The organism is Yersinia sp. KBS0713, from assembly GCF_005937895.2.
Taxonomy (GTDB): Bacteria; Pseudomonadota; Gammaproteobacteria; order Enterobacterales; family Enterobacteriaceae; genus Yersinia; species Yersinia bercovieri.
Genome location: NZ_CP042173.1, coordinates 2,973,286 through 2,987,043, shown reverse-complemented (window position 1 = coordinate 2,987,043; position 13,758 = coordinate 2,973,286). Strand labels below are relative to the sequence as shown.

Below are 13,758 nucleotides of genomic sequence, written 5' to 3'. Positions count from 1 at the left end.
CGAAATCTATCGAGTATTATTTGATTTTTATACTTCACGGGTGAGTGCTGTTATCTTCCCGTTGAGTATGCACCATATAATTTACATCAACGTTGCGACCCAGCTTAAAATGGTCTGTTAGCGGATTGTAATGCAGCCCGATAATGTGGCGTTCCTGCAGTGGGGTTTGATCGACCCAGCCGATAAGTTCTGATGGGCGAATAAATTTTTTCGAATCATGAGTGCCTTTCGGCACCATTTTCAGCACATATTCCGCGCCGACCACCGCCATCAACCAGGATTTGGTATTGCGATTAATGGTTGAGAAGAAAACATGCCCGCCGGGTTTGACCAATTGTGCACAGGCGCGGATAACGGAGGCCGGGTCAGGAACATGTTCGAGCATCTCCATGCAGGTCACCACGTCGTAATGTTGTGGCAACTTTTGCGCATGGCTTTCAACCGTTTCCTGCACATAATCCAGTTTGACACCGCTCTCCAGCGCATGCAGTCGCGCCACTTGTAGCGGCTCATAGCCCATATCCAGCCCGGTGACCTGTGCACCTTCATGTGCCATGCTCTCTGCCAGAATGCCGCCGCCGCAACCGACGTCCAGCACGTTTTTATCGAAAATGCCGCCTGAGCGCTGCAAAATATAATCGAGACGCAGGGGATTAATGCGGTGGAGAGGCTTAAACTCACCTTCCAAATCCCACCAGCGGGAGGCAACTGCTTCAAATTTAGCGATTTCTTGCTCGTCGACATTGTGTTGGGGGGCGGTGCTATCTACACGCATGAAGAGTTCTCACTGTTCTGTTTCTTTGCGCGGATTATACATGTTCCCCATCAATTGGCGCAGTTTTGTCTCTAAGAGTTAAGCGCAATGTAGTTTCGCCAAAATTGGGGTTTTGTGATATAGTTTCGTACCTTTAAATCCGGTAATTAGTAGAGGGATAGCGGCTCAATGAGCGACCTTGCCAGAGAAATAACACCGGTCAACATCGAGGAAGAGCTGAAAAGCTCCTATCTGGATTATGCGATGTCCGTTATTGTCGGACGTGCTTTACCAGATGTCCGGGATGGACTGAAGCCGGTTCACCGTCGCGTACTGTTCGCGATGAATGTACTGGGCAATGACTGGAATAAACCATACAAAAAATCGGCCCGTGTAGTTGGGGACGTTATCGGTAAATATCACCCGCATGGTGACAGCGCGGTCTACGACACTATAGTGCGTATGGCCCAGCCGTTCTCACTGCGCTATATGCTGGTGGATGGGCAGGGTAACTTCGGTTCCGTTGATGGCGACTCCGCTGCGGCGATGCGTTATACCGAAATCCGCATGTCTAAAATTGCTCACGAATTGTTAGCGGATTTAGAAAAAGATACCGTCGACTACGTACCGAACTACGATGGCACTGAGCAGATCCCTGCGGTCATGCCAACACGCATCCCTAACCTGTTGGTTAATGGTTCGTCAGGTATTGCCGTTGGGATGGCAACCAATATTCCGCCACATAACCTTTCTGAGGTTATTGATGGCTGTTTGGCCTATATCGAAGATGAAAACATCAGCATCGAAGGGCTGATGGAGTATATTCCGGGGCCAGACTTCCCAACAGCCGCCATTATCAATGGTCGCCGTGGTATTGAAGAAGCTTATCGTACTGGCCGTGGCAAGGTGTATATCCGTGCCCGTGGTGAAGTGGAAGCGGACGCTAAAACAGGCCGTGAAACCATTATTATTCACGAGATCCCCTATCAGGTGAATAAGGCGCGGTTGATTGAAAAAATCGCCGAGCTGGTGAAAGAGAAACGGGTAGAAGGCATCAGTGCGCTGCGTGATGAGTCTGATAAAGACGGCATGCGTATCGTGATTGAGATCAAACGTGATGCAGTCGGCGAGGTGGTGCTCAATAACCTCTACTCGCTGACGCAATTGCAGGTGACTTTCGGTATCAATATGGTGGCTCTGTCTCAAGGGCAACCTAAATTACTGAACCTGAAAGACATTTTGGTTGCCTTTGTGCGCCACCGCCGTGAAGTGGTGACGCGTCGAACCATCTTTGAGCTGCGTAAAGCACGTGACCGCGCACATATCCTTGAAGCGCTGGCCATTGCCTTGGCTAACATCGATCCGATTATCGAATTGATTCGCCGTGCGGCGACCCCTGCGGAGGCGAAAGCCGGCTTGATTGCCAGTCCGTGGGAGTTAGGTAACGTTTCCGCTATGCTGGAACGTGCCGGTGGTGATGCCGCCCGCCCTGAATGGCTGGAAGCAGAGTTCGGTATCCGTGACGGCAAGTATTACCTCACCGAGCAGCAAGCTCAGGCTATTTTGGATCTGCGTTTGCAGAAACTGACCGGTCTGGAGCATGAAAAACTGCTGGATGAGTATAAAGAGCTGCTGACCGCCATCGCGGAGCTGATCTTTATTCTGGAAAACCCAGAGCGCTTGATGGAAGTGATCCGCGAAGAGTTAGTGGCGATTAAAGAGCAATATAGTGATGCTCGTCGTACTGAAATCACGGCCAACACCTCTGATATCAACATCGAAGATCTGATTAATCAGGAAGATGTGGTTGTGACACTGTCCCATCAGGGCTACGTCAAATACCAACCGCTGACGGATTACGAAGCTCAGCGCCGTGGTGGTAAAGGTAAGTCAGCTGCGCGCATCAAAGAAGAGGACTTCATTGATCGCTTGTTGGTTGCCAATACCCACGACACTATTTTGTGCTTCTCCAGCCGTGGCCGTCTCTACTGGATGAAAGTCTATCAGTTGCCAGAAGCCAGCCGTGGGGCCCGTGGTCGCCCAATCGTCAACTTATTGCCGCTTGAGCCGAATGAGCGTATTACCGCCATTCTGCCGGTGCGGGAGTATGAAGAGGGCCGTCATGTCTTTATGGCAACCGCTAGCGGTACGGTGAAGAAAACAGCATTGACCGAGTTCAGCCGCCCACGCAGTGCCGGTATTATTGCCGTCAATCTGAATGAAGGTGATGAGCTGATCGGTGTGGATCTGACTGATGGCAGCAATGAAGTTATGCTGTTCTCCGCATTGGGTAAAGTGGTTCGCTTCCCAGAAACGCAGGTCCGCTCGATGGGTCGTACCGCCACCGGTGTCCGTGGTATCAACCTCAATGGCGATGATCGGGTTATCTCTCTGATTATTCCGCGTGGTGATGGCGAAATCCTGACTGTGACTGAAAATGGTTACGGTAAACGTACCGCAGTGGAAGAGTATCCAACCAAGTCCCGCGCGACTCAGGGGGTTATCTCCATTAAAGTCAGTGAGCGTAATGGTAAGGTCGTCGGTGCTGTTCAGGTTGCACCAACTGATCAAATCATGATGATTACTGATGCCGGTACTTTGGTGCGTACCCGAGTTTCAGAGGTGAGCGTTGTGGGTCGTAACACCCAGGGCGTGACACTGATCCGCACAGCTGAAGATGAGCATGTGGTCGGTCTGCAACGTGTCGCAGAGCCGGAAGAGGATGATGACATCCTTGATGGCGAGTCATTGGACGGTGAAGAGGGGGGCGATGAAAACGCCGCACTGAATGCACCGGAAGATGATGCTGAAGACGACGCAGCAGATGATGAAGCGGAAGACGATGATGTAGCAGACGAGAACCTATAATGCGCTGATAGGGCATACGGAGCAGTTAATTGCTCCGATGAGCTTATCAGCCGCAGGGCGACTCGATGAAAACAAAAGCCAGCCGCGTGCTGGCTTTTTTATGTGTTATGGGTAGTGTATTCTGTAAATCATGCAGCCTCTGTGGCGATGCTTTCACCAGGTATCAGATTGAAATATCTCTCTTCATTTCGCACGACACTGAAAATCTCCCGCTACCTATTTCGGGTATTGGCCATTATGTTATGGTCACTTGGCGCGTTGCTAACGACGTTTTATATCCTGAATATTCTTAATGAGAAAAAATCTGATATTCGTCAGGAATATAATACTAACTTTGAGTTGGCGCAGAGTTACATCCGGCACTCTTCCGACATTATCCGCGATATCAAATACATGGCGGAGAATAGGTTAAGTCACAGCTCGGCGAGCAGTGATATCGCCGCGGGTGCCTTCATCAAAAACAAGACTGCGCCCAAATATTATCCGCTCAATCCAGATGCTGATTGCGCCGCGCTTAGCACCTCTCGCCACTCGTCACTCAATTCGCTCAGTAATCTTATTCTGTACTGGAAGGAGAATTTCGCTGCCGCTTATGACCTCAACCGCATCTTCTTTATTGGTAGCGACACATTGTGCATGGTGGATTTCGATATCCGCAACACACCAATGGATCAGGAAAATCTGCTTAAGTCACTGAACGAACACATTTTAAAATATCGTGATGCCAATGGTCAGGATAAAGATAGCGCACTGTATTGGGTCGTTCCTGGCGTGCGCCCAGATATTGGTACGCTGTATGTGCTTAGCCCATTGTATGTGGGTAACAAATTAGAGGCATTGGTTGGTACTGAGCAAACGATTCGTCTGGAGGATTTTATCTCCTCTGGGCCGCTACCCATTGGCGTGACCTTGTTGGATCAGGACAATGAACCGGTATTGCGGCTGGCAACCGGGGAGCGCCATGCATCAATGCTGGATAACTACCCTGATTCTCCATCTTATTTCGGTTATGTCGATGATTATAATAATCTTTTGCTGAAAAAAAGTTTGCTACCATCGACCCTCAGTATTGCTTACTCCTTACCCGTTAGAACAATAATTGAAACATTCAAACTCTTTATTTTTAATGCGTTACTGCTGAATATACTCTCTGCGGTAGTGATATTTACCTTAGCCTGGTTGTTTGAAAGAAAAATGTTCCACCCGGCTGAAGATAACGCCTTGAGACTGGAGGAGCATGAGCAGTTTAACCGCAAAATTGTGGCCTCTGCTCCGGTGGGTATCTCCATCCTGCGCATCAGTGATGGAACCAATATCCTCAGTAATGAGTTAGCGCATAACTATATTAATTTGCTGACGAACGAAGACCGCGAACGCATTACACGTATTATCTGTGAACAGCAGGCGAACTTTGTCGATGTGATGACCAGTAATAACAATAATCTGCAAATCAGCTTTGTTCACTCTCGCTACCGTAATGAAGATGTGGCTATTTGCGTGCTGGTGGATGTCAGTTCGCGGGTAAAAATGGAAGAGTCACTGCAAGAGATGGCCGCAGCAGCAGAGCAGGCCAGCCAATCTAAATCTATGTTTTTGGCCACTGTCAGCCATGAGTTGCGTACCCCACTGTATGGGATTATTGGTAATCTCGATTTATTGCAAACTAAAGAGCTGCCGCACGGTGTTGACCGCCTGGTGACGGCGATGAACAACTCATCTGGCTTATTACTCAAAATTATCAGTGACATACTCGACTTTTCTAAAATCGAGTCTGAACAACTGAAAATTGAGCCAAGCGAGTTCTCTACTGTCGAAGTGATCACGCACATCTCTGCTAACTATCTGCCGCTAGTGGTTAAAAAACGACTAGGGCTGTACTGCTTTATTGAGCCGGAGGTTCCGCGAGTGATGATGGGGGATCCTGTTCGCCTGCAACAGGTGATCTCTAACTTATTGAATAACGCTATTAAATTCACCGATACCGGCTGCATCATCCTGCAAGTTCGGGTGCGCGGCGATTATTTGGAATTCCGAGTACGCGATACCGGGGTTGGCATTAATTCACGTGAGATAAACCAGCTCTTTGATCCCTTCTTCCAGGTAGGCACTGGCGTGCAGCGCCATTTCCAGGGCACAGGTTTAGGTTTGGCTATCTGCGAGAAGTTGGTCAACTTGATGGATGGGGATGTTGAGGTGATCTCTGAGTTAGGAATGGGCAGTATTTTTGCTATCCGCATTCCACTCTTTCTAGCCGAAAACAGAGATGAAGCTAATAATTTTGTGCTGCCACAGAGTGATCGCTGGCAAGGGAAAACCCTGTGGTTAGATATTCGTAATGCGCGTCTTGAGCGCTATTTATTTGATCTTCTGGGGCATTTTGGTGCCACCGCGCGGCGCTATAGTCTCGATCAGCCCCTGAATGATCAAGTATTGATTTGTGATTATTTGCCACAAATCAGCGCGCCACTTTCGACCTGGATTCAACTCTCTATCGAACATATCGGTTTGCCGCAAGAAACGCGTCCAGGTTATTGGTTGTTGAGCACATCTACGCTGCTAGAGATTATCCCGTTATTGGATCGGATCTTGCTGGAACCTCTGTCGGTGGCCGACAATACGCCATTACAGCTAGCTGCGCCGAAAGCCAATCAAGATGATAATGCCGATCTGCAAATTCTGGTGGTGGATGACCATCCGATTAATCGCCGGTTATTGGCCGATCAGCTCACCGCATTGGGCTATCAAGTGATGACGGCGAATGATGGGCTGGATGCACTGGCGGTGCTGAGTGCCAATAGTGTTGATATTGTGCTGACTGACGTCAATATGCCGAATATGGATGGTTATCGTTTAACTCAGCGTTTGCGGCAATTGAATCATCACTTCCCGGTCATTGGTGTCACCGCGAATGCACTGGCTGAAAGCAAGCAGCGCTGTATTGAAGCGGGCATGGATAACTGTTTATCTAAGCCGGTAACACTGGATACATTGCGGCAGATGCTGCGCTATTACAGTGATAAGGTGCGGCGCTCACGCTAAACCCTTCGTCCTTGACGCTACAGCTGTGTTAGCGGCATTCGCTCATTTGCTGCCTTGCTGTAACGCCAATGACTTTGGGTTATAAAGTTAGGAATAAAGAAAAATTTAGTAATAGAGAAAATTAATGAATAATCTGGATGGATAGGAGAGGGGATAAATAGACCCGGTGCTGCTGAGCAATACCGGGCCTGAAAACAGCTATTCTTCTTCTTTATTGACCTGACTGATAGTTACTGAAGAAAGATAGTTTAGTAGGGCGATATCATTATCCACACCCAGTTTCAGCATCGCCGATTTCTTCTGGCTACTGATAGTTTTAATGCTGCGATTAAGTTTTCTGGCGATCTCTGTCACCAGGAAACCTTCAGCAAATAATCGCAAAACTTCACTCTCTTTTGGTGACAAGCGCTTATCACCGTAGCCATTGGCACTGATTTTTTCCAGCAATTTAGCTACACTTTCAGGGGTGAATTTCTTCCCTTTTTGTAATGCTGCCAATGCCTTAGGCAGGTCAGCTGGTGCGCCTTGCTTTAATACGATCCCGTCGATGTCCAAGTCCAAAACAGAACTAAGAATAGCCGGATTATTATTCATTGTTAGAACAATTATGGCTAAGTCTGGGTAATGACGTTTTATATATTTTATCAGTGTGATGCCATCACCATACTTGTCTCCAGGCATGGAGAGGTCAGTAATTAACACGTTGGCATCTAGTTTAGATAAGTTGTTAATAAGCGATGTTGAGTCTTCAAATTCCCCAACAACGTTGACCCATTCAATTTGTTCAAGCGACTTTCGGATGCCAAACAGAACAATTGGATGGTCATCAGCAATAATTACATTAAGGTTGTTCATGGTTATGGGTTACCTTGCTGCAACAGTCTGGTGACGAAAGAATCAATTTGACTGATGCTATTTTCGATCTTCAACCGATCGCCATCTGCGATATGCTGTTCTAATGTTTCACATAGCTGCTTGCCGAGTACCAGGTTCAACATAGCAAATACGCCTTTCAATCGATGTGCAGTCTGCGAAAGCGATATGAAATCACGTTGCTGAAGTTCAGTATACAGTTTCTTCAGATCTATCGGTACTGTCTCAACGAATAAGGAATAATAGTCGCTGGATTTTAGTTGTTGTTCATAGGTGCTTATATCATCTTCAGCAATAGATTCAGACTCTTCCTGAGATTCATCTGATAAGATCCGTTGTTCAATTAATAGTAGCATTGCATCAATAACTGCACTGCCTAAATTATAATTTACCCGGATATAGTTATCTTGTAATTGTTGTAATCCCACCTCATCTGAAGTCAGTAATAAGGTAAAATTATCATAGTGTTGAGGATTGTCAGTTAAGGTGACGTCGTAATCTCGGCCTGGCAGGCGATCATCGGTAATAATGCAGTTTGCACCGAATGAACCCAATAATGTGGTGATGATTGAGCGTACTTCTTCCGAGGTTATATCTAATAACGCCGTCACTCCATCTAATAATTTCTCTTGCTCTTCTTGTTGCTCATTTTCGATAGGTATAGTTAAGCGAATGGTATAACGAGTACCTATATCGATTTTGCTACGAATCTCTAATTGGCCGTTTAATTTCCTACATAATTGGTTACATAAAAAGAAGGTTAACCCCGATCCGTGATTGTATCTGTCGACCAAAGTTTGGCTGAGGAAAGGATAATTAAGATTACTGATCTCTTCATCAGATATACCGACACCAGTATCCGTTATCTGAATAATCAGCTGTTCTGGATGACCTGGTTCGTGGTCAACATTGAGTGTGATTTTGCCGTAATCCGTTGTGATGATGGAGTAGTGCAGCAGTAGTGAAAGTATTTTGCGTAATACATTTTCATCACCCGTGTAATTTTGATCAATATCGGCACGATAGTGATTAAAGAGTGTTAAGCCTTTTTGATTAATGGCGGGCAGAATCTCTAACAGCAGGGCATCAATTAATGCCGACAGTGAGAAGCTATGCTGTTCAGGTTGCCAATCTTGTGTTTCCAGACGCGTGAGTAGGGTGATGTTCTCAATCAATTCAATAATGGTATCTGATTGCGCAATTAATTTGGCCGTCAGCTCTTGTTGTTGCTGTAAGTCAGTGCTGTTTTGTAACTGATGGACAATTTGATTGAGGGTATTGACGGGTTGATTCAGCTCAATCCCCAGATTGTGCAGCATCAGTTTACGCGCTTGCAGACTCTTGTCGTATTCACGCCTCGCCTGTTGCAGCTTTTTATTCACCAACACTTCTTTATCCTGATCATGAAGCAGGAATAGATAGGTTTCCGGTGATATTTGGCTACGGAACATGCGAATTTCATAAACTTCATTATTCACGGTGCCCTGAATCACCCCGTGGTGCTGCTCCGCCATATGCGCAATTTTTTGCATATTAAGGTGTGGCATTAGATTATCGGCAATCTGGTTACTGGCGACGACGGTGTTATTGCTGAAGTTATAGACCAGTAACCCTTGGGGTAGGTTGGCTATAATTTCCTGACTCAGTGATTTCTGCATCTCTAATTTTTCGACCACATCCGCACTTGGATGAACGTATTGGCGGCGAACGAAATAGATACCTAACACTGCTGATGCCAAGAGCAAGATATTGGTCAGAATTAGCCAGAAGTTATTCCTCAGTAAATCAATGGCTAACAGATTAATCGGCACACGATAAACGATTTTTTGTGTGGCATTAGCCAAAGGGGCGGAGAACTCAACCCAGTAGCCATTGAGTGTCACACTGGCGGCGGCGACATCTTCAGGTGCCATGCCTTCATTAATGGGCGTCTTATCTTTTTGCAGCAGGAAGTTAGATCGCGCCATATTCGGTGGAATTAAGTCATTGATCGGTAAATCAAAAGCGATAACGGTCGCCAGATGCCCTGGGTGATTAAAGGTGGTTCTTAGGGTGAAGTAGTAGGCGTTCTGGAAACGTAATTTGCGCAGCGGCGAGAAGCTCTCGCGCTCATCTAAGGTATTGGCCTGTTGTAGCATCTCTGCCCGCCGGGATTCAGCCGCGGCCGTCAGGTAACTCTCTTTAAAGCGCGAGGTGACCTCTTTCAGCGCCTGAGTGGTAATCAGCGTCAGGCTATTATCCTGCCCGTTAAGATAATACATTGAGTAGGTATCATACTGTGCCCCCCAGTGGCTATCGAGGTAGTCGGACATCTGCAATGCCATCGGCAGGGTCGCTGGCTCGTGATTGCCAAAAATGACCGCATCCGTTTTTCTGCGCGGTTTCTCAATATAGTAAATGTCAGGGCGCAGACGGATCTCTTGCGCAGAGAGAATGACCTTCTCCGCGACATCCGGGTTATTCGCTAAATCATAGAGTTGGTAGGTGTGATAGCGATAATCATCAATGCGTTGCTGCAAACCACTGGCGATATAGGTTAGGGCGTGCTTTTTTTCTGTCAGATAAGCATTGGTATAGTTGTAGCCATACAGCCCGATGGTAATGAGCAGCAATACAATAAACAGCCAGAAGCAGCGGGTGATCTTAGCTGAACTGGTAGATAACGAGTTATTTTGCATAGAGAGACTGCATATTCCTGGGTTAGCGCGTGACGGCTCTGGCGCTGGCGGTGACTGCCAGTAACAGCAATGCCACACAGCCAAAAGCGACCGATAAGTTACTCAGTTGTGCGACAAAACCAATTGCCGCCGGGCCGGCCAGAATACCGGCGTAACCGATGGTGGTAATGGATGCCACCGCCAGATTGGCGGGCATCACACTTTGGTTACCGGCGGCGGTGAACAAAATGGGCACCACATTTGATGCGCCCAGCCCCACGAGCATAAAACCAATAATAGCGGCAATTGAGCTATCAACACATATCGCCGTCATAATCCCAATCGCGGCGCACAGACTGCCGCCGAATAGTACCTTGTATCGACCCAAGGCGTTGACAATCCGATCACCATTTAAGCGGCCCAGTGTCATGGCTATCGCAAATACGGCATAGCCCATCCCCGCCTGTGAGGGATCCATGCCCCGTAGCGTCGTCAGGAAGAGGGCACTCCAATCAAGCATTGAACCTTCGGCGAGAAACATCACAAAACATAAAAAACCGATAAACATGACCCAACCACGCGGCCAAACAAATAGTGGGCCATCATGGGATTCACCACTGCCATGTAACAGGTTTTTATTGGCGGTCAGCAGTAGGATTATCATTAATACCACTGTCACCATAATCGCCATTAGTGGTGTGAGGCCCAGCCACAATAGTGCACTCACGCCACCAGCCCCGGCAATCCCGCCGACACTGAACAGCCCGTGAAAGCCGGACATCATGGCTCGGCCACTGGCTTTTTCAACAATGACAGCCTGAATATTCATCGCGACATCTATTATCCCCATCGCGGCACCGAAGATTAGCAGGGCAAGGGCCATGGTCATCGGGGTATGCATAAGTACCAGTAAGGGGAGATCGAGGCACAATACCGCGCCCGCCAGTAAAATCACTGCCCGGCAGCCCCATCTTGCCGTCAGCACGCCGGTCAGAGGCATGGCCAGCATTGAGCCGACACCAATGCACAGCAGCAGCAAACCCAGCGAAGCATCATTCAGGCCAATACGCTCCTTGGCAAAAGGCACCAGTGGTGCCCAGGCGGCCATGCCCAATCCGGCGATAAAGAAAGCCAGTCGGGTCGAAATTTGCTGTGCAACACCGGGCTGATTTGATTGTTGACCTATGGTTTGTTGGCGTAATTCGGAGCTCATGAGGTATTAGAGTCTGTGATTATTATGAACGATCAAGATAGATAGACGTTTCTATCATAAAGCGAAATGCGGGTCGAAGGGATTTATCTGATTAGCAGAATATTTGGCGGTCTAATGCATAGGATTGCCCCTTTGGTCTCGTTTTTGCTCAAATTGTGTACACCATAGTGATTCAAGTTAATAATATTCGAAAGTTAAACTATCGACACATTCAATGTTACGGAAATGTAGCATAAATCATTAAATTTAATAATGTAAGTTATGATGGGGAGAGCGCGGATCTCTTGATTGACGATCAGTGGCACACTTTGCGCTAAAATAATTAATGTCGTTATTTATCATTATATTATGCGATATATCTTTCGCCATTTCAGGCATTTTTTATCAGCATTTTATCATTTATTACCTGGCATGGTCGCTAGCGTAGAAATTAAAACGGGCCAAAAAACAGTTTTGGATTACCTGATAAAACCCCTGAATAAAGTGAAGGAGTCACTGCGGGAGCGCTAATATCACCGGCTACCACTCTACCGCTATGGCACCTTACCATTGGCGGTAGAGTGGTAATTATTAACTAATAAATGTAAAGCAATACAAATAAGTAGCTGAGCAATAGTTAAGCGATCAGTAAAATTATTAGCATCGCTAGTTAAGCTATTCGTGCTTAAATATAATTTCGAAATTATATTATAATGGTATTGTTTCATTTTGTTAATATAGTCAGCATTATAAATATACTTCCCTATCTATATCTCAGGCAATAAAAAAGCCGGTCAAAAGACCGGCCGTCAACTAACGAATTATCTGGCTGCGAGAGCCACAATGAAAGTAATATAAAAAATAATGATGATAGCAGAGCTATTGTAGCTCCAAGGTTAAGTATATTACTTGTCAATTTGTGCTGCGCAAGTATTTTTGTATGTTGCTGTTTTATATAAGTATAATATTTGTCTTTAGCAGTTGGTGCTATATTTTACGTGTTTCTTGTTTTTGTGAAAGTTCGCTGATATTTACATTTTGAAATGCTTTTTGGGCTATATGAAACATTATCTCCAACTTGGTAGCATTTTCTGTATGGATTAATCCAAATATTGTTACCACAATAGAATAACCCCGTTGGGATTATATGCTCGCAAGAGCAGTGGCATAGTTAGATCTAATAATAGAGGATAATAACGATGAAACTTCGAGTTCTTTCCCTGCTTGTTCCCGCTTTATTAGTTGCAGGTAGTGCAGGCGCGGCTGAAATTTACCACAAAGACGGTAACAAACTGGATCTGTATGGCAAAGTCGATGGCTTGCACTATTTCTCTGATGACAAGAGCAAAGATGGCGACCAGTCCTATATGCGTTTTGGCCTGAAAGGCGAAACACAGATCAGTGACCAACTGACCGGTTACGGTCAGTGGGAATATCAGGCAAACCTGAATAAAGCAGAAGATCAAGACCAAGGCAACTTTACTCGTCTTGGCTTTGCTGGCTTGAAATTTGCTGATTACGGCTCTCTGGATTATGGCCGTAATTACGGTGTGCTGTACGACGTCACCTCATGGACTGACGTACTGCCAGAGTTCGGTGGTGATACCTACGGCGCGGATAACTTCATGTCGCAACGTGCTAACGGTTTGGCGACTTACCGTAACACCAACTTCTTTGGTCTGGTTGATGGCCTAAACTTTGCCCTGCAATATCAGGGTAAAAATGGCAGCCCGACTGAAAGCAACAATGGTCGTGATGTTAAGGGTCAGAATGGCGACGGCTACGGTATGTCACTATCTTATGACCTGGGCTGGGGGGTGAGTGCGGCTGCGGCGATGTCTAGCTCTAAGCGTACTACTGAGCAAAATCAGCTGCTGTTTGGTAATGGTGATCGTGCTGATGCCTACAGTGGTGGCCTGAAATATGACGCCAATAACGTCTATCTGGCGGCGACTTATGCCCAAACATACAACCTGACTCGCTTCGGTAATTTCCAGAATAACAATTCAGGTTTTGCTAACAAAGCGCAAAACATTGAGTTAGTAGCTCAATACCAATTTGATTTCGGTCTGCGCCCATCCGTGGCTTACCTGCAATCCAAAGGTAAAGACTTGGGCAATGGTTACGGCGACCAGGATCTGGTGCAATATGTTGATGTCGGGGCAACTTACTTCTTCAACAAAAACATGTCCACCTACGTTGATTACAAAATCAACCTGCTGGATGAAAATGAATTCACCAAAAATGCCGGTATCAACACTGATGATATCGTAGCAGTTGGTTTGGTTTACCAGTTCTAATTCTGCTAGCAGGATAAGTACTGAGACAAAACGCGGTCATTTGGCCGCGTTTTTTTGTTTCTGGTGCGGGCAAAG

7 protein-coding genes and 1 pseudogene are annotated in these 13,758 nt (G+C 46.5%); 4 read left to right on the top strand and 4 right to left on the bottom strand.

Features of this window, described 5'->3' with window-relative positions:
• Positions 1–34: 34 nt before the first annotated feature.
• The gene (gene ubiG / locus FFE93_RS14230; protein ID WP_138775370.1) at positions 35–775 is read right to left on the bottom strand and encodes a bifunctional 2-polyprenyl-6-hydroxyphenol methylase/3-demethylubiquinol 3-O-methyltransferase UbiG; all 741 of its coding nucleotides are present in this window, start codon (positions 773–775) and stop codon (positions 35–37) included.
• Positions 776–943: 168 nt separating this feature from the next.
• Here ubiG and gyrA point away from each other — a divergent pair, with 168 nt between their 5' ends.
• Together gyrA and rcsC are read left to right on the top strand one after the other, a co-directional pair.
• Entirely contained in the window at positions 944–3,622 is a 2,679-nt protein-coding gene (gene gyrA, locus FFE93_RS14225; RefSeq protein WP_005277987.1) for a DNA topoisomerase (ATP-hydrolyzing) subunit A, read from the top strand.
• A 168-nt stretch (positions 3,623–3,790) separates the two neighbouring features.
• On the top strand, positions 3,791–6,661 hold the full coding sequence (gene rcsC / locus FFE93_RS14220) for a two-component system sensor histidine kinase RcsC (protein WP_032898658.1): 2,871 nt from the start codon (positions 3,791–3,793) through the stop codon (positions 6,659–6,661).
• A 198-nt stretch (positions 6,662–6,859) separates the two neighbouring features.
• Here the strand turns inward: rcsC and rcsB are convergent, their stop codons facing one another.
• Genes rcsB through FFE93_RS14205 form a run of 3 tightly spaced genes read right to left on the bottom strand, consistent with a single transcriptional unit; the run spans position 6,860 to position 11,404 of the window.
• On the bottom strand, positions 6,860–7,516 hold the full coding sequence (gene rcsB / locus FFE93_RS14215) for a response regulator transcription factor RcsB (RefSeq protein ID WP_004875319.1): 657 nt from the start codon (positions 7,514–7,516) through the stop codon (positions 6,860–6,862).
• A gap of 2 nt (positions 7,517–7,518) precedes the next feature.
• On the bottom strand, positions 7,519–10,212 hold the full coding sequence (gene rcsD, locus FFE93_RS14210) for a phosphotransferase RcsD (RefSeq protein ID WP_138775369.1): 2,694 nt from the start codon (positions 10,210–10,212) through the stop codon (positions 7,519–7,521).
• Positions 10,213–10,234: 22 nt separating this feature from the next.
• Positions 10,235–11,404, bottom strand: a complete 1,170-nt coding sequence (locus FFE93_RS14205; protein ID WP_005277976.1) for an MFS transporter — start codon at positions 11,402–11,404, stop codon at positions 10,235–10,237.
• A 402-nt stretch (positions 11,405–11,806) separates the two neighbouring features.
• Between FFE93_RS14205 and FFE93_RS14200 the strand changes: the two are divergent.
• Positions 11,807–11,914, top strand: a pseudogene (locus FFE93_RS14200) (hypothetical protein); the annotation flags it as partial.
• A gap of 668 nt (positions 11,915–12,582) precedes the next feature.
• On the top strand, positions 12,583–13,683 hold the full coding sequence (locus FFE93_RS14195; RefSeq protein ID WP_005277966.1) for a porin OmpC: 1,101 nt from the start codon (positions 12,583–12,585) through the stop codon (positions 13,681–13,683).
• Positions 13,684–13,758 lie beyond the last annotated feature (75 nt).

Bases quoted from the DNA above. Each gene is read 5' to 3' on its own strand.
- ubiG (WP_138775370.1), bottom strand. From the start codon at position 775: ATGCGTGTAGATAGCACCGCCCCCCAACACAATGTCGACGAGCAAGAA.
- rcsD (WP_138775369.1), bottom strand. From the start codon at position 10,212: ATGCAAAATAACTCGTTATCTACCAGTTCAGCTAAGATCACCCGCTGC.
- FFE93_RS14205 (WP_005277976.1), bottom strand. From the start codon at position 11,404: ATGAGCTCCGAATTACGCCAACAAACCATAGGTCAACAATCAAATCAG.
- gyrA (WP_005277987.1), top strand. From the start codon at position 944: ATGAGCGACCTTGCCAGAGAAATAACACCGGTCAACATCGAGGAAGAG.
- rcsB (WP_004875319.1), bottom strand. From the start codon at position 7,516: ATGAACAACCTTAATGTAATTATTGCTGATGACCATCCAATTGTTCTG.
- FFE93_RS14195 (WP_005277966.1), top strand. From the start codon at position 12,583: ATGAAACTTCGAGTTCTTTCCCTGCTTGTTCCCGCTTTATTAGTTGCA.